This window comes from Paenibacillus beijingensis (assembly GCF_000961095.1).
Lineage (GTDB): Bacteria > Bacillota > Bacilli > Paenibacillales > Paenibacillaceae > Paenibacillus_O > Paenibacillus_O beijingensis.
In genome coordinates this window covers 487,494-506,714 of sequence record NZ_CP011058.1, presented here as the reverse complement: position 1 = coordinate 506,714, position 19,221 = coordinate 487,494, and the positions used below count along the sequence as shown (strand labels likewise).

Annotated in this window: 20 protein-coding genes and 1 pseudogene; 18 read left to right on the top strand and 3 right to left on the bottom strand. The window is 52.0% G+C overall.

The annotated features are described in order from the left end of the window. The first annotated feature begins 242 nt into the window (after positions 1-242). The 7 genes from VN24_RS02310 (at position 243) to VN24_RS02285 (ending at position 5,112) form a co-directional block, all read left to right on the top strand. Complete coding sequence (locus VN24_RS02310; RefSeq protein WP_158453634.1) at positions 243-644, top strand: gamma-glutamylcyclotransferase family protein; 402 nt, start codon at positions 243-245, stop codon at positions 642-644. A gap of 12 nt (positions 645-656) precedes the next feature. Beyond that, entirely contained in the window at positions 657-1,289 is a 633-nt protein-coding gene (locus tag VN24_RS02305) for a hypothetical protein (RefSeq protein WP_045669110.1), read from the top strand. Then, positions 1,286-1,825 carry an accessory gene regulator ArgB-like protein gene (locus tag VN24_RS02300; RefSeq protein WP_045669109.1) on the top strand — a complete coding sequence of 180 codons (540 nt, stop codon included), beginning with the start codon at positions 1,286-1,288 and terminating at the stop codon, positions 1,823-1,825. The genes VN24_RS02305 and VN24_RS02300 overlap by 4 nt, the downstream gene beginning before the upstream one ends. Continuing rightward, positions 1,822-1,941, top strand: a complete 120-nt coding sequence (locus tag VN24_RS26740; RefSeq protein ID WP_238590803.1) for a cyclic lactone autoinducer peptide — start codon at positions 1,822-1,824, stop codon at positions 1,939-1,941. The genes VN24_RS02300 and VN24_RS26740 overlap by 4 nt, the downstream gene beginning before the upstream one ends. A gap of 15 nt (positions 1,942-1,956) precedes the next feature. Continuing rightward, a complete protein-coding gene (locus VN24_RS02295; protein ID WP_045669108.1) occupies positions 1,957-2,343 on the top strand; it encodes a hypothetical protein in 387 nt (128 codons plus the stop codon). A 196-nt stretch (positions 2,344-2,539) separates the two neighbouring features. Beyond that, on the top strand, positions 2,540-3,805 hold the full coding sequence (locus VN24_RS02290; protein ID WP_045669107.1) for a cation:dicarboxylate symporter family transporter: 1,266 nt from the start codon (positions 2,540-2,542) through the stop codon (positions 3,803-3,805). A gap of 35 nt (positions 3,806-3,840) precedes the next feature. Next, positions 3,841-5,112, top strand: a complete 1,272-nt coding sequence (locus VN24_RS02285; RefSeq protein WP_045669106.1) for a Glu/Leu/Phe/Val family dehydrogenase — start codon at positions 3,841-3,843, stop codon at positions 5,110-5,112. 151 nt (positions 5,113-5,263) lie between these two features. Here VN24_RS02285 and VN24_RS27790 read toward each other — a convergent pair whose 3' ends face one another. After that, complete coding sequence (locus VN24_RS27790) at positions 5,264-5,419, bottom strand: hypothetical protein (protein WP_169751040.1); 156 nt, start codon at positions 5,417-5,419, stop codon at positions 5,264-5,266. Positions 5,420-5,561: 142 nt separating this feature from the next. Here VN24_RS27790 and VN24_RS02280 point away from each other — a divergent pair, with 142 nt between their 5' ends. The 8 genes and pseudogenes from VN24_RS02280 to VN24_RS26735 all read left to right on the top strand — a co-directional run. Next, a complete protein-coding gene (locus VN24_RS02280; protein ID WP_052703167.1) occupies positions 5,562-7,229 on the top strand; it encodes a copper resistance CopC/CopD family protein in 1,668 nt (555 codons plus the stop codon). Positions 7,230-7,247: 18 nt separating this feature from the next. After that, positions 7,248-8,126, top strand: coding sequence for a sensor histidine kinase (locus VN24_RS02275; protein WP_045669105.1), 879 nt, complete (start codon positions 7,248-7,250; stop codon positions 8,124-8,126). 110 nt (positions 8,127-8,236) lie between these two features. After that, positions 8,237-8,923 (top strand): LuxR C-terminal-related transcriptional regulator, encoded by a 687-nt coding sequence (locus VN24_RS02270; RefSeq protein WP_238590903.1) that lies wholly within the window; start codon positions 8,237-8,239, stop codon positions 8,921-8,923. Positions 8,924-9,036: 113 nt separating this feature from the next. Continuing rightward, positions 9,037-9,762 (top strand): YcnI family protein, encoded by a 726-nt coding sequence (locus tag VN24_RS02265; protein WP_045669104.1) that lies wholly within the window; start codon positions 9,037-9,039, stop codon positions 9,760-9,762. A gap of 251 nt (positions 9,763-10,013) precedes the next feature. After that, positions 10,014-10,655, top strand: a complete 642-nt coding sequence (locus VN24_RS02260) for an NAD(P)-dependent oxidoreductase (protein WP_045669103.1) — start codon at positions 10,014-10,016, stop codon at positions 10,653-10,655. 76 nt (positions 10,656-10,731) lie between these two features. Then, a complete protein-coding gene (locus VN24_RS02255; RefSeq protein ID WP_045669102.1) occupies positions 10,732-11,688 on the top strand; it encodes a D-2-hydroxyacid dehydrogenase in 957 nt (318 codons plus the stop codon). A 244-nt stretch (positions 11,689-11,932) separates the two neighbouring features. Next, on the top strand, positions 11,933-15,208 hold the full coding sequence (locus tag VN24_RS02250; RefSeq protein ID WP_045669101.1) for a DEAD/DEAH box helicase: 3,276 nt from the start codon (positions 11,933-11,935) through the stop codon (positions 15,206-15,208). 32 nt (positions 15,209-15,240) lie between these two features. Further along, positions 15,241-15,363 (top strand): annotated as a pseudogene (locus VN24_RS26735) (DinB family protein); the annotation flags it as partial. A gap of 84 nt (positions 15,364-15,447) precedes the next feature. Here the strand turns inward: VN24_RS26735 and VN24_RS02245 are convergent. Further along, on the bottom strand, positions 15,448-16,206 hold the full coding sequence (locus VN24_RS02245) for an alpha/beta fold hydrolase (protein WP_045669100.1): 759 nt from the start codon (positions 16,204-16,206) through the stop codon (positions 15,448-15,450). A 217-nt stretch (positions 16,207-16,423) separates the two neighbouring features. Between VN24_RS02245 and VN24_RS28540 the strand changes: the two genes are divergently transcribed. Continuing rightward, positions 16,424-16,612, top strand: coding sequence for an HIT family protein (locus VN24_RS28540; protein ID WP_338012217.1), 189 nt, complete (start codon positions 16,424-16,426; stop codon positions 16,610-16,612). A 332-nt stretch (positions 16,613-16,944) separates the two neighbouring features. After that, positions 16,945-17,481 (top strand): cysteine hydrolase family protein, encoded by a 537-nt coding sequence (locus VN24_RS02235; RefSeq protein WP_045669098.1) that lies wholly within the window; start codon positions 16,945-16,947, stop codon positions 17,479-17,481. Here VN24_RS02235 and VN24_RS02230 read toward each other — a convergent pair. Further along, complete coding sequence (locus VN24_RS02230; protein ID WP_045669097.1) at positions 17,478-18,014, bottom strand: GNAT family N-acetyltransferase; 537 nt, start codon at positions 18,012-18,014, stop codon at positions 17,478-17,480. The two genes, VN24_RS02235 and VN24_RS02230, sit on opposite strands and share 4 nt — an antisense overlap. A 231-nt stretch (positions 18,015-18,245) precedes the next feature. On the opposite strand from VN24_RS02230, the gene VN24_RS02225 reads away from it, so the two are divergent. Then, a complete protein-coding gene (locus tag VN24_RS02225) occupies positions 18,246-19,124 on the top strand; it encodes a LysR family transcriptional regulator (protein WP_045669096.1) in 879 nt (292 codons plus the stop codon). The last annotated feature ends 97 nt before the right edge of the window (positions 19,125-19,221 follow it).

The following is a 19,221-nucleotide window of genomic DNA, read 5'->3' as shown; positions in this document are numbered from 1 at the left end:
AACGATTCCGGATTGCAAAAAGTTTTGGACTTAGAGGGTGTCCGTCTCTATTATAACAAGCGGAAGCGGCCATCGCCGTCCCGTTTATGAGAGAGAGCCGCGTGCGGAACCGGAGTGCGCGAAAAATTGCGGTTTTTCAGTTGCGGACAACCCGGAATTCGTTACAATATAATCAGTAAGTACTGTTCTGCTGCTCAATTAGAACTACTTAGATATGGACAGGCTCAGGGAGGATTGTCACCTTGCGGGTATTTGTTTACGGTTCGCTGCTGCCCGGGCAGTATAACCACGGCATTGCGGAGCCGTATATCCGGTCGATTGTTCCCGGATCGGTACCGGGACGTCTGGTAGAAGTGACCGGGCAACAATATCCGGCCCTCGTGCGCGATGAGGCATCCGCCCGGCGGCAGGCTGTCGTACGCGGATGCTGGCTTGAAGTCGGCTTCGAAGGTCTTGCGGCGATGGATGCGCTGGAGGATTACTGCGGAATTGAAGAAAGCAACGACTACATTCGGGTGTGGACGAACGATGCTTTTCAGGCAGGGCTATCCGGCTGGGTTTATTTGTGGGAGAGCGACCGCGACTGTCCGCCCGTCCTTACGGACTATTGGCCCGAACATCGAAACCAAAACAAACGAGGGTGAGGAAAGTTAAGTATGATTTCGGAATTTCTGCTGTTTACGCTTTTTTCAACACTTGAAGGCATCGCGTTAATTTCAGTGGTGCTCTGTATTTACCGGTTCCGCTTATCCGAATGCTTCTGGCAGATCATGTTCACCGTATTAATTATGGATCTGCAGAGCTTTTTGCTGCGGGAGGAGCTGTCTTTATCCAACTTTGTTCCGATCGTCAACGTATTTTTGATTTCACTGTTATTGACCGTCATCCTGCGCGTTCCGATTCAATGGTCGTTTTTCGTGTCCGTGGTCGGGTATATCGGTTATGTGCTGCTTCAGGTGGCCATCGTCGGGCTTTCATTCGGCTGGCTGTCGATCAGTGAAGTACAGCACAACCACATCAGAGGATACATTCTGCAAGCCGTCACCGCGCTCATCGCCTACCTGCTGTCCAGGTTTCTCTATTCAAGAGGCCTCGGATTTTCGTTTGATTTCGACGACAAGCGGCTGAAGTGGGAACAGGCGATTATTTACGTCAGCATCCCGGTTGTCTTGATCGCATTCGGACTGATGCTGTATGAGAAGGAAGTGTTTCTTGATTTTCTCGTATTGACGGCTGCGATGGCTTTCTTTTTATATTACTCGATACGAAAGGAGAAGAGCGATCAATGATAAATGTGATGGCTGAAAAACTGGCGGTCAACATTAAAGCGATTGTCCCGAATCATCCGGCGTCCGTCGACGTGCTTCGGTTCTCGCTTGCGATCCTGCTGAACGGCATCTTTATCATTACTTTTTCATTGCTGATTTCATTATTTTTCGACAAAACAACAGAAGTTGCAACAATATTAATTGCATTTGCATTTTTAAGACAAATATCGGGCGGCGTACATTTAAAGTCAGGAATCGCATGTGTCGCCGTTTCGACAATTGGTATAACAATTATTTCCTTTTCATCATTTCTGAACGATAAGACGGTATTTATTATCAATATTATGAATATATTGCTAGCGTTAATCTTCTCCCCCTCGCGAATTGAAAAGCAAACGAGAATTAAAAAGAAATACTTCCCAATTTTAAAAATATCATCTACACTGGTAGTAGCAGCAAACTTCGTTTTTGGTTCTCCCATTTTGGCCGTAACTTTTTTAGTTCAATGCCTTACTCTTGTAAGATTTCCTTTGAGAGAAAGGAGGGATGTCAAGTGAAAAAAGCCGTGTACAAATTCGCTACGCTTCTGGCATTAATCGCTACCGTAGTTGTATCGACTGCGAGTGTCTGGTATGTGTACCAGGGCGATACGCCGGAAGAGCTGCTGAAGTAAGGATGTGATCGGATTATGGATCAGTCCTATCTGTCCGTTTCGGTTGACATTAAGGGGACAAGCTTGACGTTAATCCCCTACGAAACGATACTCTACCTGGAGTATTTGCGTGCAAGCGGATGCGTGCTTGTACATACCGGCATAAAGGACGGATATCTTCCCGGAACGTTGAAGTTTTGGGGCAATGCCATTTCGGGAAGCGGCTTTATTACGTTAATCGAAGCCGACCGCAACATTTTTATTAACCCGGAAAAGGTAGAGCTGCTGGACAACAAGCTGAACAAGGCGTATTTCGAATTGAATCCGTCCCGGCATTCCAAAAATTGCACCATGTCTGTGGAACGCTTTAAGCAGGTCGTGAAGGCGATGGACAGCATGGGCAAAACTTATAAGCTCATTTAAACGCTTGGCCGCTGCGGCCAAGTTTTTTCTTTTTCCTTTCGATCTGCTTTTCTATTACGCCCCTTCAATCAAATGTCACAATAGTTCACATTTATTTTTAATCCGTCATGTCTATTTTTGTAGTTTCCGATAGTTCCCCCGCTAGAATGAGAGCATAGTTACCGGACATTGTTAAAATTTGGTGGGGTGATTGAATATGAAAAAATTTGGTTTGGCTTTGCAAATATTGGTCGGGCTTATTCTCGGCATCGGTGTCGGGGTTCTGTTTTACGGAAATGCTGCGGTGGCAACTTATTTGACGCCGATTGGCGATCTGTTTATCCGCATGATCAAAATGATCGTCGTTCCGATCGTCGTTTCTTCGCTTATTGTCGGCATCGCGGGCACGGGCGACATGAAACGGCTCGGGAAGCTCGGTGGCAAAACGCTGCTTTATTTTGAAATCGTGACGCTGATCGCCATCGTCGTCGGGCTGCTTGCCGCCAATGTGATGCAGCCGGGCAAAGGTGTCGATATGAGCCATTTGGCGAAGACCGATGTCCATAAATATGTGGATACGGCCGAAGAAGTGTCGAATCACGGTTTTGCCGATACGATTGTGAACATTGTGCCGACAAATGTCGTTAGCGCTTTTGCAAACGGGGATATGCTGGCGGTTATCTTTTTCTCCGTCATGTTCGGTTTAGGCATCGCCGCTGTCGGCGAAAAAGGAAAGCCGGTGCTGCAGTTTTTTCACGGAGTTGCGGACGCCATGTTCTGGGTTACGAACCAGATCATGAAATTTGCGCCGTTTGGCGTATTTGCGCTGATCGGGGTAACGGTATCGAAATTCGGGGCCGCTTCTCTCATTCCTCTCGGCAAGCTTGTCGTCGCCGTTTACTTGGCGATGCTGCTCTTTGTCTTTATTGTTCTCGGCGTAATTGCGAAATGGTCCGGGACGAGCATTTTTGCCATCATGAAAGTGTTGAAAGATGAACTTATTCTTGCTTTTTCGACCGCGAGCTCGGAAGCCGTGCTGCCAAAAGTGATGGAAAAAATGGAGAAATTCGGCTGTCCGAAGGCGATTACTTCCTTCGTCATCCCGACCGGCTATTCCTTTAATCTGGACGGATCCACGCTTTATCAGGCGCTTGCGGCGCTGTTCATTGCGCAAATGTACGGCATCGACTTGTCGCTGGCGGAACAGGTGACGCTGCTGCTCGTGCTGATGGTGACCTCCAAAGGGATCGCGGGAGTACCGGGCGTCTCCTTCGTCGTGCTGCTGGCGACGCTTGGCTCGGTCGGCATTCCGCCGGAAGGACTTGCTTTCATCGCCGGAATCGACCGCATTATGGATATGGGGCGGACCGTAGTCAACGTGCTCGGCAACAGCCTCGCGAGCGTTGTCATTTCCAAATCGGAAGGTCAATTTGATACCGGCAAATCCAAACAATATGTGGAATCGGTGAACAAAGCCGCTTAACCGCAAATACATTTAAAAGGTCGAGGAGAATCGAGATGAGCCGACTTGTCGTGGAGCAAAGCGTTCATGAAAAGGAAGACGTATTCGCCAGAACGCAGCACATCATTCGCACCGCATTGCACAAAATGGGTTACGATGAAGCGTTTTATGAATTGTTGAAGGAGCCCCTCCGTCTGCTGACCGTCCGCATTCCCGTCAAAATGGACAACGGCTCGGTGCAGGTGTTTACCGGCTACCGGGCGCAGCATAACGATGCAGCCGGACCGACGAAGGGCGGCGTGCGGTTCCATCCCGACGTGACGGAAGAGGAAGTTAAAGCCCTTTCGATGTGGATGAGCATGAAATGCGGCATTACCGATCTGCCGTACGGCGGCGGAAAAGGCGGAATCAAGTGCGATCCGCGGTCGATGTCTGCGGGCGAGCTGGAACGGTTAAGCCGCGGTTATGTGCGCGCCATCAGCCAATTGGTCGGGCCGACGAAAGACATTCCGGCGCCGGACGTTTATACGAATTCGCAGGTGATGGCATGGATGATGGATGAGTACAGCCGCATTCGCGAATTCGACTCCCCCGGATTTATCACCGGCAAGCCGCTTGTGCTGGGCGGTTCGCAGGGAAGGGAATCATCGACGGCTCTCGGCGTGACGATCGTGATGAATGAAGCGGCCAAAGTAGTCGGAATCCCGATCGAAGGCTCCCGGATCATCATTCAAGGATTCGGCAATGCGGGCAGCTTTCTGGCGAAGTTCCTTTATGACGCCGGTGCGAAAGTGGTCGGTATCTCCGACGCCTGCGGCGCTCTGTACGACGAGAACGGGCTTGATATCGATTCGTTATTGGATAGACGGGACTCGTTCGGCATCGTGACGAACTTGTTCGAAGACCGGCTGACGAATGAAGAGCTGTTAATTCAGCCGTGTGATATGTTAGTGCCCGCTGCGATCGAAAACCAGATTACCGAAGCAAACGCCGCCCAAATCAAGGCGAAAATCGTGATCGAAGCCGCCAACGGGCCGACGACAATGAAAGCGACGGAAATGCTGACGGAAAGAGGCGTATTAATCGTGCCCGATGTGCTGGCAAGCGCAGGTGGCGTCGTCGTTTCTTATTTCGAATGGGTGCAGAACAACCAGGGCTACTATTGGACGGAAGAAGAAGTAAAGGTTAAGCTGGAAAAGATTTTGGTTTCGGCCTTCCATAATATTTACCAAACGTCGCTGGGTAAAAACGTCGATATGAGATTGGCCGCTTACATCGTCGGTTTAAAGAAATCGGCGGAGGCGATGAAATGGAGAGGCTGGGTCTAGAAGTTCGGTGTAAGATAAGCGGAACCGGATTGCCTCATGAATTAACGTTAATCTCGGATATGCGCAGATGATGAAAAGCCTCCCTGTTCCGGTGCTTGTGTTGAACGCAAGCGCGGAACAGGGAGGCTGTTTCGTTTCAAAGTTATTCTCGTTATCGGTCATCGCCGCTTCTGTTCTCGTAAGCGATGAGGGTGACGGGTGAACCGTGCTGCCGGGACAGCTGCTGTTCCAGCTTGCGGATCTCCTCGACGGCGTCCTCCATCCCGTCAAGCTCCGCGAATTTGTAGGCATCGTTAGTAGACTTCATCTGTCCGCCTCCTTTCTTATTGTTAGCGTGGACGAATGGCCGGCAAAGTATGTATCGTTCACCAATTCGAAGATGGTTTTTGCCCCCGTCATTTAGTAAACTTGAAGCGGACGACCTGAAAGGACGTGAAGCTTCATTGACGATGGATAACGATTACGGACCTATTAACCGCAGTCAGGCTTTATTCCGCCCGTTGGGCGTTTTTTTGCTTATTGTGCTCATTGCCGTTTGCGGCATGTGGACTCGTCCGGGGACTGCGCTGGCGCACGCTGCCTTGACCGGCTCGGCGCCGGAGCCGGGCGCCATGCTTGCAAAGGGGCCGGAGGAAGTGACGCTTCACTTCAGCGAAGGCATCGAAGCGTCCGTCGGCTCGCTGCAGGTGCTGGGCAGCGGCTTGAACAAGGTAACCGGGAACGAAGCGCAAGCGGGCGATAACGGCCGCTCGCTTACGTTAAAACTGCCGAAGCTGGACGATGACGTCTACACCGTCTCCTACCGGATCATTTCAGAGGACGGCCATCCCATATCGGGCTCCTATGTATTTGTCGTCGGCAATCCGCCGGCAGCCAAAGATGCGTCGGCCTTTGATCCGCACAAGGAGCTTGGCCATTCCGGACACGGCGGCGATGGAACGGAGCTCAGCGCCGGCCGCATGCAGCTCTATGTGATCCGCTGTCTTTATTATGCGGCGCTGCTGTTTGCGGCAGGCGTCATGCTGTGGAGCGCGCTCATCAGAGGCCCGCTGCACGAAGCCTTGAATGCGCATATAAGAAAATGGGCCGTTATCGCCCTGCGGGCGCTGCTGCTTGTTTCGTTGCTGTATGTGTTTGTTCATGCCAAAGAGCTGATGGAGGGGCAAAAAGGATGGCTGAAGCTGTTTGTCTCCACGTCGGTAGGCTTGTCCTGGGATGCGCTGCTGCTGCTTTCGCTGCTCGGATTTTTGCTGCTGCGGGCGGGAGGAGCCGTCCGGATGCTGTGGGCGCTGCTGCTGCTGGCGCAGGAAGCGTGGAGCGGCCATGCCGCCGCTTTGACGCCCAAATGGGCGACGCTGGCGCTGGATTATGTCCATCTTGCCGGCGGGGCATTGTGGGCAGGAGGACTGTCGCTGCTGCTGGCGCTTTGGTTTACGGACCGCAAGGAAGCGGGACGCTTCGCGGCCCGCTTTTCCGCTGCCGCCTGGATCAGCATCGCTATTCTTACGCTAAGCGGGATCGGCATGACGCTGCTCTATATGCCGGGGCTTGAATATTTGCTGTACACGACTTGGGGAAGTCTGCTGCTCGCGAAGGCGGCGCTCGTCGTGCTTGTGATCATAACCGGCGCGCTGCTGCGGCTGCGGATGAAGCGGAAAGGCTTCCCGTCCGGACTTCTGCTGCAAGCCGACGGGCTGCTGATGGGGTTAATCCTGATCATCGTCGGCCTCTTTACCTACTTAAGTCCGCTGCCGGCCAATGAGCCTGTCGCATATCACGAAATGGGCGAGCAGATGCACTTGTCGATGCGCATTTCGCCAAACGTTCCCGGCGATAACGAATTTATCGTGAAAGTTTGGCTGCCGCAGCAGATGGGGGAGCCGAAGTCGGTCAAGCTGCTGCTCCGTTCGGACGATAATCCGGAGCTGGGGGCGATAACCGTTCCGCTTCGGCCGTATACCGACGATGAAATCAGTTCCTTCGACGGGTTTGTGAAGACCGCCTACAGGGCGGACGGCCCGTATGTGCCGTTTGCCGGCCATTGGACGGCTCAGGTACGGGTACTTGACGGCAACGACGACGAACGGGTGAAGGACGTGCCGTTCCGCAACTATTAGTTAGGGGGCCGCTTTTTTATGACGGATATCACGATCAAAAGGCTCATATTATGGACGCCGACCGCGGCCGTCGGTTTATGGGAGTATGTCCGGCATACGCTGCTGCTGCCTTATCTGTCCATGACGCTCGGCAACTTGCTGACGCCGCTCATCGTTTTTTTCGTTTCCGTAACGCTGCTGCGGAAGCTGTTCTCCATGTTTGAAGAGACGCAGAAGCAGCTGCGGCGGGAGCAGGCGGTGAAAGCCGCTTTGGAGGAACGGGAACAACTGGCGCGGGAGCTGCATGACGGCATTTCGCAGTCGTTGTTTTTGCTGTCGGTGAAGCTGGACCGTTTAGAGCGGATGGGCGACGCGGAACGCATCCGGAACCAGACGGCGCAAATGCGCCAAACGGTACGTCATATTTACGATGACGTGCGTCAATCCATTGCCGGCCTGCGGGCCGTACCCGCTCCGGCGGATGTTTCGTGGATGCAGTCGCTGCGCGCGCTTGCCGATGAGCTGGAAGAGGGCGGAATACAGGCCGAGATCGACTGGCGGCTGCCGGAGAGTTCGCTCTCGCCCAAGGAAAAGGTTGATCTGCTCGCCATTATGCGGGAGGCGGTCATGAACGTGCGCAAGCACAGCGGAGCGGAGCGGGCCGTAATCGGATGCGAACCTGCGGAAGGCGGTGGATTTAGCTGCCGTGTTGCCGACGACGGCGCCGGCATGCCAGACGGCTCCGGACAACGCAGCGGCTGCTTCGGCATCCGCATGATGACCGACCGCGCCCGCAGCATGGGGTGGACGCTGACGGCTAGCCGCTTGACCGTTGCTCCTGGCGGCACGGAAGTTAAAATATGCAGGCTTGCCAGAGAGGACGGGCAAACCCTACGGAAGGAGGCGGAGTCCAAATGAACGAAGAAGATTCCCGGGCTCAAGGCGGCAAAGGTGAAGACATCACGTCGAAAAAGCCTTCTGCCGTGCATGTGCTGATCGTCGACGACCATCCGCACGGCCGTGAAGGGATGCGCGAGCTGATAGCGGACGACCCGTCCTTTCAAATTACGGGTGAGGCGGCGAGCGGCGAGGAAGCGATCCGCATGGCGCTGGAGCTTGCCCCCGATGTCATCCTGATGGATATTCATATGCCGGGTATGGGCGGCTTGAAGGCGACGGAGCTCGTTAAAGCGGAGATGCCTTCGGTCCGTATCGTCATGGTTACGGTGTCCGACGATATCACGCATCTGTTCGAGGCGATTAAACGGGGAGCGCAAGGTTATTTGCTCAAAAACTTGTCGCCGTCGGCGTGGATCGACTATTTGCGCGCGGTTGCTCTGGATGAGGCGCCGATGACGCAGGACATTGCGGCGGCGATTCTCAGTGAATTTAAGGCGGGAAGCCGCAGCAATACTGGAGGGGAAGGCGGCGGATATGTCGGGAGTATCAACCCTGGCAAAGAGAGGCGACCTGCGGAAACTGCGGAAGGAAAAGGCGCGGAAACGCAGGTAAGGGGAAATGTGCTGACCGAGCGCGAGAAAGAAATTTTGGAGCGTGTCGCGCTTGGCGAATCAAACCGTGAAATCGCGCAGATGCTGAACATTTCCGAACATACGGTGAAAAACCATCTGAAAAATATTTTGCAAAAGCTTCATCTCGACAACCGTGTCCAGCTGACCCGTTACGCGTATGAGCAGGGATATATGGGGCTATAGCCTCGTCACAAACTTGTCATGAGGCCGTAGCCCTTTCGAGTCATACCGGATTTCAAAATCAAGCTCTATACTTGATAAAAAAGAATCCATCATGAAAGGGACGGTCAACTTAAATGACGCTTTCCAAAAAAAATTCGATTGTCGCGCTGCTGCTGGCGCTTTCGCTCGTTTGCTTTGCGGGCATTGCCAGCGCGCATGTGACGGTGCAGCCGAAACAAACGACGCAGGGCGCATATGAAGTATTCTCGGTTCGTGTGCCGAGCGAGAAGGACGGGGTACAGACAACGAAAGTGAAAGTAAGGGTGCCTGATGGCGTGAACGTATCGCGGACAGAGCCGAAACCGGAGTGGACGGCCGAGCTCGAAAAAGGAGCGGACGGCAAAATCGTGTCGGTCACGTGGACGGTTGCCGCAGGCAAAGGACTGGCGAGTACGGAGTTTACCGAATTCAGGCTGACGGGCAAAGTAGCGGACAATGTGACCGAGCTTGGCTGGAAAGCTTACCAGACATACAGCGACAATAGTACTGTAGATTGGGTCGGAGCGAAGGATTCCGATTACCCGGCATCGGTAACGGCCGTGACGGCAGGAACGGGAGCGGGAGACGGACACGGCGGCACAGCCGGTAGCGGCGCGCAGTCCGGAACCGCGGCTGCGGATGAAAGCGCGCAGACCGGAACAGCTGCAGCAGGCGGGAATGCGGCTGCAGAATCCGGCTCTGCTGCTGCCGGCGCTGGCGAAGCTTCGGGGAGCAAAGTGCCGCTCTATCTGTCCATCGCTGCGCTTATCCTCGGTGCTGCGGCTCTCATTACGGCAATTTCCGGCCGGCGCAAACGGTAGCAGGCTTTAATTTTTTCATATTCGGCAACCCCGCAAGGGCCGCAGCTGCGCTTATCGATGATGCGTCAGCTGCGGCCCTTGCTGCTGCTTTGCGGACGGATAACAAGAACATTAGCCCGATTAACATCCGGGTGATACTCACTATGGAGAATAGTGGAAAACAGTAATTTATGATAAAGTAATTCATATGTTCAGATAAAGCGATAAAATAAAGAGAATTCCAGTATGTTTAGATTTGTGGGGCGAAATCAATGGAGAATGGTAGAAATAAAATTGCCATCATTGGAGGAACTGGCAAGGTAGGGCGCTATATCGTAAAGCAAGCGTTGGCAGAAGGATACTCTGTTCGCATGCTCGCCCGGAATCCGGATCGTGTAACGATATCAGATGAACGATTGGAGGTTGTAAAAGGAGATGCTCAAGATTCGAAGGCTGTTTCCGCAGCACTTCAGGATTGCGATGTGGTCATTAATGCCTTCGGCCAACCTAACAGAGAAAAATTTCCGATTTACAGCGAGCTGACTCGGCTCATCATATCGTTAATGAAAGAGGCAGGAATTCGGCGGTATATTGGAATTACAGGAGCTTCGCTGAACGCACCCGGAGACCGCAAATCGACCGGAAACCGGATCGGAGCTGCAATCTTTCGTCTGCTCTATCCGGCTATGATGGAAGACAAACGCAAAGAGCTAAACATACTTCAGAATAGCCATGTCGATTGGACGTTGTTAAGACTCCCTTTCGTGATCGAAGGACCGGCAATAAACGAAGTAAAAGTGAACGAGCTGGATATGCCGGGGATGAAGATGCGGAGCGCCGATATTTCGGCATTTATTGTAAAACAAATTGCAGATTCTCGGTTCATCCGCAAATATCCGTTTATTTCTAATTGATCGATCTGTTCAAGGCTGCCAAAATCGTGGCGCTAATGCTTGATGACATTTTGAATTCAAAAAAGGATGAGGATCAATGAACATTGTTGTGCTTGACGGATTTACATTGAATCCCGGAGATTTAAGCTGGAAAGACCTTGAAACGCTTGGCAAAGTGAGCATCTTTGACCGTACTCGTGAAGAACAGATCATAGAGCGCGCTCAAGAAGCGCAAATCGTGCTTACGAACAAAACCCCATTGACGGCGAAAACGTTGTCCAAGCTTCCAGCGCTGAAATATATTGGCGTTCTGGCTACCGGCTATAACATTGTGGATTTCAAGGCGGCCAAAGAATTGGGCATTACCGTAACCAATGTGCCTGGATACTCAACCGGGTCGGTGGCGCAGTTGGTATTCGCTTTGCTGCTTGAGCTCTGCAATCAAGTTCAGCTTCACAGCGATTCAGTAAGACAAGGGGAATGGACGCAGTGCATTGATTTCTGTTATACGAAGTCTCCGCTAATTGAATTGCAAGGAAAGACGCTGGGGATCATCGGGTTCGGTCAAACCGGCAAACAGGTTGCCGCGATCGCGAGAGCATTCGGGATGAACGTTATAGCCGCCACAAGGTCGAACAAAGTTTCGCCCGGGTATGAGTATATCAAATTGACCGGTATGTCTGAACTGTTTGAGCAAAGCGATGCAATCAGCTTGCACTGCCCGCAGACCGCGGAAACGCAAGGGCTCATAAACAGCGGTAACTTGGAGCGGATGAAACGTTCCGCTTTCCTGATCAATACCGCCAGAGGCGGTCTTGTCGTCGAGCAGGACCTTGCAGACGCCTTAAATAACGGCCATATTGCCGGAGCGGGTGTCGATGTGCTCTCAACGGAGCCTCCACAATCGGATAACCCTTTATTGACCGCGAGCAATTGTATCATTACGCCTCATATCGCTTGGGCAACCAAAGAAGCGCGGGCAAGATTACTGAATATCGCGATTCAAAATATCGCGGGGTATTTGGAAAATAAACCGGTGAACGTTATCCAATAGCGGAGCGTCAGTCTTAGTCCGTAAAGAGCAATGTAAAAAGAGGATTGCTCAACAAAGTATGCAGTTGCTGCAGAGTTTCCTCTGCGGCGGCTGCATTTTTTGGGTTCAACACATCGTCTTTACAAGCGAACGTATATTCTATATGATCGATATAGGGTTATTTTCCAAGTTAATGCCAAGTCATGGTGAGAGGAGATTCAAATGACTCATTTTGTAATAGAGGGAGTGTATTGAAGAACGAGCCATGAGCTTTCAAATTACCGAACGTATCATTCAATCGTTATGCGGCCAGAGCTCCTATCGGAAGGGCGAGGCATATCGTCGTGCCGGTAAAGTAGCGTTAACACTTGGCGAGACAGGAGCCGAGCGGTCGGTTTACGAAGCGGCCGTGAAGGACAACGGCAGCTACCGGGTCACGGTCGAGATTCGTCCGGACGGGAATATCGCGGCGGAATGCGCATGTTCCGTCCACTTCTCGTTCGATAAATATTGCAAGCACGTCGCCGCCGCGCTGCAGCAGATTATGGTCGTGCAACGATTCGAGGAGACGCCTGACGAACTATTGGCATTGAAAGCGCCGAACGGCAACGCTTCCGTAAATACGGAAGAAATGCGGCTGGCGGGCCGTGTGCTGAACTTGTTCAGGTACCAACCGCGTCCCTTCAGCGGCACTCGAGCCCTGTTTGAATCCCGAATGCAGCTGGAGGCGGAATTCCTTGTTATGCCATACTTGCTCGGCCCCCGCAGGAATTTGCTCGGGATCGAACTTAAGGTAGGACCCGGCAGGCGGTATGTCGTGCCAGACATCCGGGAGTTTCTCAGCCGGTTCGAACGCGGGGAAGAGCATGCCTTCTCCCGGCATTTTACGTACGATCCGGCTCGGCATTGCTTTGCCGGCGCCGCCGATGCGATTCTCGCTCGGCTCATCGAGGTTCGCCGCAACGAGAAGCTGCAGCGCGAAGCAGCGGGCGCTCTATATACGGGAGAAATCGGCGATACACGGACGCTGCCGATTCCTCCTTATGCCTGGGAAGCGATCGCTCCCAAGCTTGTCGAGGCACCGCTCGTCAAGCTGCAGTTCGGCGAGCGGATCCATGAAGGAGTTCGTTTTACGGACGAACCGCTTCCGCTGCAGTTTGAATTCGATCAGTCTGAGGACGAAGGCTTCCAGCTCGCCGTCCGCGGTCTGAAGGACATCCTCATTCTGGAAGCGTACGGAATGGCGCTGTCGGAAGGCCGCCTCGTCAAGCTGAAACCGGTTGAATGCAAACGGCTTGCAGAACTGCAGAAGATTATGAAAAGTAACGAGGCCGAACGGATCCGGATTCCGGCGCGACAGATGGAGCCTTTCATGGAACGGGTCGTCCCCGGCCTGATGAAGCTGGGCGACGTTCGTATCACGCGGCCCGTCTCGGACCGGATCGTGCAGTCTCCGCTGATGGCCCGCATCTATCTGGACCGCGTCCGCGAACGGCTTTTGGTCGGATTGGAGTTCCAGTACGGCGATATCGTCATCAATCCGCTTGAGGACGAAGGCTCGCGACGAGGGGAAAGCCGCATTCTCATCCGCGAAGGGGAAAAGGAATCGCGCATTCTGGAGCTGATGGAGGCGGTCGCCTTCGCCAGAACTGAGAGCGGCTACTTTATGCAGGACGAGGAAAGCGAGTACGAATTTCTGCATCATATCGTGCCGCAGCTGGAGAAGATGGCCAAGATCTATGCCACGTCCGCCGTCAAAGAGAGGCTGTACACCGGCAATCCTCCGCCGAACATCTCGGTAGACCTCGATGAGCGCACCAATTGGCTGGAATTTCGTTTCCAGATGGACGGCATTCCCGAATCGGAAATTCGCGACGTCATAAAGTCGCTGGCCGAGAAACGAAAATATCACCGGCTGCAGGACGGTGCGCTGCTTCCGCTGGAAACGGCGGAATTCCAGGAAATGATCCGCTTCCTGAACGAGGTCGGCCTGCCCAAGGGCGAAGTTGGTTCGCAATTCCGTCTTCCTGTCGCGCGCGGGCTGCATCTGCTGGATGCCCGCGATCGCGACAGAGGGGGCGTCGTCCGGCTGGGCAAGATGGTCCGGCGTCTGCTGGAAAATCTGCGCAACCCGGATCATCTCGATTTTCCCGTACCGAAGACGCTCACGCCCGTGCTGCGAGATTACCAGCAATTTGGCTACCAGTGGCTGAAGACGCTGGCCCATTACCGGTTCGGCGGCATTCTGGCCGACGATATGGGGCTAGGTAAGACGGTGCAGAGCATCGCCTTCCTCGTCTCCGTGCTGCCGGAGATCAGAGCCCGCAAACAGCCGGCCCTGATCGTTTCGCCCGCCTCGCTCATGTACAATTGGCGCAACGAGCTGCGCAAATTCGCGCCGGACATCCGGGCGGTCATCGCCGACGGCGTCAAATCCGAGCGGAACGCGATTCTGAAGGAAGCGGAGAACGCCGACGCCGTGATCGTCTCCTACCCGTTGCTGCGCCGGGATATCGTGCGTTACGCCGAGTTTTCGTTTCATACGCTGATTTTGGACGAGGCGCAGGCGTTCAAAAACGATGCCACCCAGACCGCACAGGCGGTGAAGGCGCTTCGTGCCGAGTTCCGGTTCGCTCTTACCGGAACGCCGATTGAGAATTCACTGGAGGAGTTATGGTCAATCTTCGATGCGGTATTTCCCGGATTATATCCGAACCGGAAGGCGTTCGGGGAGCTGTCACGAGAGACGATCGCGAGGCGAGCCCGCCCGTTTCTGCTGCGAAGGCTGAAGAGCGACGTACTGCAGGAGCTTCCGGAGAAGATTGAGTCACTTCAGGCGTCCGAGCTGCTGCCGGAGCAGAAGAAGCTGTATGCGGCTTATCTCGCCAAGCTTCGGCAGGAAACGTTAAAGCATCTGGACGAGAAAGACTTCCAAAAGAACCGGATTCGGATACTGGCCGGACTGACGCGGCTGCGCCAGCTTTGTTGTCACCCCGCCTTGTTCATCGAAGACTATGCGGGCAGCTCGGCCAAACTCGAACAGCTGCTGGAGACAATAGAAGATTGCCGCAGAGCTGGCAGGCGATTGCTCATATTCTCGCAGTTTAAGGAGATGCTTGGACTAATCGGTCGGGAACTTGGATATCGGGGCATGCCGTTCTTTTACCTGGACGGTGGCACGCCAGCTTCCGAGCGGGTCGAGCTTTGCGCTCGTTTCAACGAGGGAGAGCATGATCTGTTCCTAATCTCGTTGAAGGCCGGCGGTACCGGGTTGAACTTGACGGGCGCGGACACCGTTGTGCTGTATGACCTCTGGTGGAATCCCGCTGTGGAGCAGCAGGCCGAAGACCGAGCACATCGCATCGGACAGAAGAAGGTCGTGCAGGTAATCCGCCTTATCGCCCAAGGCACCGTAGAGGAGAAGATGTACGAGCTGCAGCAGAAGAAAAAGTCCTTGATTGCGGAAGTGATCCAGCCCGGCGAGGAGGCACTGTCTGCCCTCACCGAGCAGGATATCCGCGAGCTGCTGGCCATTGAATGAACGAATAGCCTCCGGCTCCGGAACATGAGCGCCTTATGCGACATATTCTCGCCCAAGAGATCCACCACGTCGGCCAATTGTCTATATGGTCGCGAGAAATTGGAAAGCAGCCGATTACGGCTAACTTGATTCGCAGGGGTTTGTTCGCTGAATAGACTACAGCACCAGGCTGCCGCTGGATTGATCGAGCGGCAGCCTTTACCTAACTGTGAGAATAGCGTGGCGGGAGAAATTTGCTATTATGTGGTTTGTTTGATTTGTTCGACACAATCTTTGATCGCATCAATGACGACCCTTGGCTCAGAAAATTGAGGAAAATGTCCACTTTTTTCAGCAGGAATATGTTTGCTTTGTCTGGACAATGATAGTAGTTCCAACTGATGCTCTAGTCGTTTTTTACGAACTTCCTCCGGCATCATACGATTTTTTTTCCCACCAGTAATTACATATATAGGTATGTCGGGAAAACGATCGATTGCATGGATTTGTTCCACCGTTTTTTCAACAAAATGAACTTCATTGAATTTTTTATGGGGAGACAAGAAATCAAAGATCGAGAACAACTTGTTAATTGTTTTTACTACTTTACCTTGATATTGATCAAGGCGAATATCTTTCGGATGGCTGGATTCTAAAAAGACAATGCCAGCCACTTCGTTTGGGTAACGCCGGGCATATAAATTTGCATATAATCCTCCTAATGAATGTCCAACCAGCAAGAATGGAGGTTCAAATCCTACGATTTTTAATGCCTCCCGTAACGTTTCGACAATCGTTAGTCCATCTTTGGGTTCTTGCGGCTTATCACTACCCGAAACACCAAAACGATTATAGGAAAATACGGATGATGATTCCGAAATTTCGGGCAGTATATTCATCCAACCTTCAATAGGTCCAGAACCTCCGTTAATGAATATGATATTCGGTTTACCGTTCCCGCTAATATTATATTGCAACTTCCCTTTTGATGTATTCAATTTAGATATCTCTATTGCCAATTCACGACACCTCACATTGAAATGGTTGCATTCTCATTAGTGATACGTTATAAACGGATACGGGTTCTATTATTTAGGAATTATTCGAGGGGCAATATAATTATCTCACCACTAAGGGGATTCACTTGTCTTATAATGAAAACTGTGTATTTTGTAATCAAGACATAGAGAAACAACAAAAGCAAATATAAATAATGAACATTGTATCTTCTTCCAAATGCCTCTTGACGAGTTACATCAACTTCAAGGATACAATCTGGTTTGGAATACGAATAAGGCGGCTGGACAACATTTATTCCATTCTCACCTGCATGTTATACCACATTTTGAGGATGAGCCTTTAACAGCTGGAAAAGACCTAAGAAGTTTTATCAATGGAGTGAAGGAAAACAAACGGAATGTTTAAACTTCCCGAGGAAGAGCGCTCTGAATTGGGGAAGGTTTTAGTGCGAAGTTGGACAGTCGGTGAGATTATAACTGCAGTTGGGACAGTGGGGTTATGTGTTAGGACATTTGAAGAAATACCAAGCACCACAGATCCTAGGTTTCCAGAGTTTTACACTCTAATTGCGGATAAAATGGATATGGAATTATCTCCACTACATCCAGATTGAGGTGAAAAATGATTACACAATATGGTCTTGAAAAAGAACAAATGTTCGATGTATAGTATAAGAACAAACTACGAAAAGTCTTGATCGTTGTGCAAATTATTGATCACGGGATGAGGGATCGAAAATGAACGCTGATACGGCTTTGCTGGTTATTGATGTTCAGGTAGGCATGTTCCCGGAAACGGACCCGGTATATGCAGGTGAGGTACTCCTGGAGCGGATTAGAGGTCTCATCGCGAAGGCGCGAGCCTGTGCGGTTCCGATCATTTATGTTCAACACAATGAAGACGTGGGAGAACCTCTCGAATCAAACAGCCCTGCATGGAATATCCACCCTATGATCGCGCCTCATGTCGAGGATACCATCATTCAAAAGTACACCCCGGACTCGTTCCATGAAACGAATCTTCAACACGAATTGGCCGGCAAAGGGATAAAAAAACTTGTTCTGACGGGCATCCAGACTGATTTATGTGTAAACGCAACTTGCCGTCGTGCATGTACTTTAGGGTACGAAGTTATTGTTGCAAAAGACGCACACAGTACGTGGAGCCAAGGAAATCTTAGCGCAGTGGAAATCATTAACCAATACAACGACCTGTTTGGTACGTTTGCGAAGACCGAAGAGTCGGCAAACATCGAGTTTTGTACGCGGTCTTAGCGAACAAAAATGCCGCTTTTGCTCAAGTCCAGCTTATACCCCTTCACGAGCGTCTCTCCGCTATGAAAATCGGTATTGGTTGCGCGTTCGAAGCCGAGCCGCTCATACAGCGTGACGGCAGACCGCATCATATCCGACGTATGCAGATGCAGCCAGGTGGCGCCTTGGCCGGCGGTTCGCCGGGCTGCGTCGGCGATTAGCGCCGTCGCGATTCCGTGTCCCCGGAAGCGGGGCGGTACGGCCAGGTAGCGGATGAACGGAGCCTGAATGTCCAGCTCATCCAGCCCGTATGCCTCGTGGGAGGTTCGGAAAAGCTGGACGCTGCCCGCAATTTCGCCATCCAGCACGGCGACGATTTTGGCAAGAGGCGCTTCGCTATGTACAGATGCCCGGATTGCTTCCTGATAGAGCATCCATCTGTCGGCAGGCAGCTCCGATTCATATTGCCCGTAGGCCTCCAGCAAAATGGCGGCAACCGTTTCGCCTTCCTGGGGCAGTGCATCCCGAACGACCAGACCCGCATCCATTCCCATCGAACTCACACCTTTCCAAATCGTTCCTGCATTTGATCATAGTCTATTTTAAACTACAAGTAAACAAATAGGATATACATTTTATCTATCGGCCGATAGAAAGTTTCAGGGGTCAAAAGGCTTAACATCAGTCAGGCTGGTTGACACCATTAAAGAGGCTGGAATAAAATACAACTACTTAAATACATAGTTTGTGTATAGGAATAATTAAATTTATAGGAGGGCAGCCGGGTGAACATCGAAAATATCGAAGCTTTTGTTTATGTCAACCATTACGGAAGCTTTAACAAGGCTGCGGAAATACTGTTTTTGTCTCAGCCTTCCGTTACGGCTCGCATTCAGACTTTGGAGCGCGAACTGGACTGCAGGCTGTTCGACAGACTCGGAAAGCAGATCCATTTAACCGAAAAAGGGAAGCAGTTTCTCCCCTATGCACAGCAGATCATGCATACGTTCCAGAAAGGCAAGCTGCATATTCAGAACCGGACCAGCGTACCGCACGAGCTCCGGATTGGAGCGACGGTATCGGTATCCAACTATCTCATTCCCGAAATTTTGCCGGCGTTCAGGCGGGAATACCCGCAAATCAATATCAAGCTCATTACCGGTACGACCGACTGCCTGGTGGAAAAGCTCCACAACAGCGAAATCGATATCGGCTTCGTGCGCAAAGTCGTCCATCCGACGATTCAATCGTATAAATTTTATGAAGACCCGATCCGGCTTTATGTTTACGAAGACCATCCGTTCAATGATAGTGAAGACGTGACGATCGAGGAGGTGTCTCGCCAGCCGCTGGTATTTTTCGAATGCGGTTCATTGGACTGGATGCGGGTTCACCGCGCCTTCGAAAATCTCGACCATCCGCCCGACATCCAGTATCAGGTCGACAACTCCGAGACGGCCAAGAAGCTTGTGCTGCGGCGGGCGGGCATCTGTTTTTTGCCGGAGCTGGTCGTTCGGCATGAAGTCCGGGAAGGGCGGCTGCATCCGATCGAGATCTCCGAAGTATCGGGCGTCAGCCTGCAAACCAACCTGATCGCGATGCAGGGCGAAAATCCGCTGTTTATCGATTCCTTGCTCAAAATCGGCAAAACGCTTGCTAATTAACGGCCTCCCCCCAGTGCTTGGCGGCTCCTTTTCGAAACGATCGGATTTTTATATTCATCAATAGAAAATGTCTATAAACGGAACCGTTGACGAACGT

Coding starts and splice junctions, on each gene's coding strand:
- VN24_RS02305 (WP_045669110.1), top strand. CDS start 657: ATGATTTCGGAATTTCTGCTGTTTACGCTTTTTTCAACACTTGAAGGC.
- VN24_RS02300 (WP_045669109.1), top strand. CDS start 1,286: ATGATAAATGTGATGGCTGAAAAACTGGCGGTCAACATTAAAGCGATT.
- VN24_RS02295 (WP_045669108.1), top strand. CDS start 1,957: ATGGATCAGTCCTATCTGTCCGTTTCGGTTGACATTAAGGGGACAAGC.
- VN24_RS02290 (WP_045669107.1), top strand. CDS start 2,540: ATGAAAAAATTTGGTTTGGCTTTGCAAATATTGGTCGGGCTTATTCTC.
- VN24_RS02285 (WP_045669106.1), top strand. CDS start 3,841: ATGAGCCGACTTGTCGTGGAGCAAAGCGTTCATGAAAAGGAAGACGTA.
- VN24_RS27790 (WP_169751040.1), bottom strand. CDS start 5,419: ATGAAGTCTACTAACGATGCCTACAAATTCGCGGAGCTTGACGGGATG.
- VN24_RS02280 (WP_052703167.1), top strand. CDS start 5,562: ATGGATAACGATTACGGACCTATTAACCGCAGTCAGGCTTTATTCCGC.
- VN24_RS02275 (WP_045669105.1), top strand. CDS start 7,248: ATGACGGATATCACGATCAAAAGGCTCATATTATGGACGCCGACCGCG.
- VN24_RS02270 (WP_238590903.1), top strand. CDS start 8,237: ATGCGCGAGCTGATAGCGGACGACCCGTCCTTTCAAATTACGGGTGAG.
- VN24_RS02265 (WP_045669104.1), top strand. CDS start 9,037: ATGACGCTTTCCAAAAAAAATTCGATTGTCGCGCTGCTGCTGGCGCTT.
- VN24_RS02260 (WP_045669103.1), top strand. CDS start 10,014: ATGGAGAATGGTAGAAATAAAATTGCCATCATTGGAGGAACTGGCAAG.
- VN24_RS02255 (WP_045669102.1), top strand. CDS start 10,732: ATGAACATTGTTGTGCTTGACGGATTTACATTGAATCCCGGAGATTTA.
- VN24_RS02250 (WP_045669101.1), top strand. CDS start 11,933: ATGAGCTTTCAAATTACCGAACGTATCATTCAATCGTTATGCGGCCAG.
- VN24_RS28540 (WP_338012217.1), top strand. CDS start 16,424: ATGCCTCTTGACGAGTTACATCAACTTCAAGGATACAATCTGGTTTGG.
- VN24_RS02235 (WP_045669098.1), top strand. CDS start 16,945: ATGAACGCTGATACGGCTTTGCTGGTTATTGATGTTCAGGTAGGCATG.
- VN24_RS02230 (WP_045669097.1), bottom strand. CDS start 18,014: ATGGGAATGGATGCGGGTCTGGTCGTTCGGGATGCACTGCCCCAGGAA.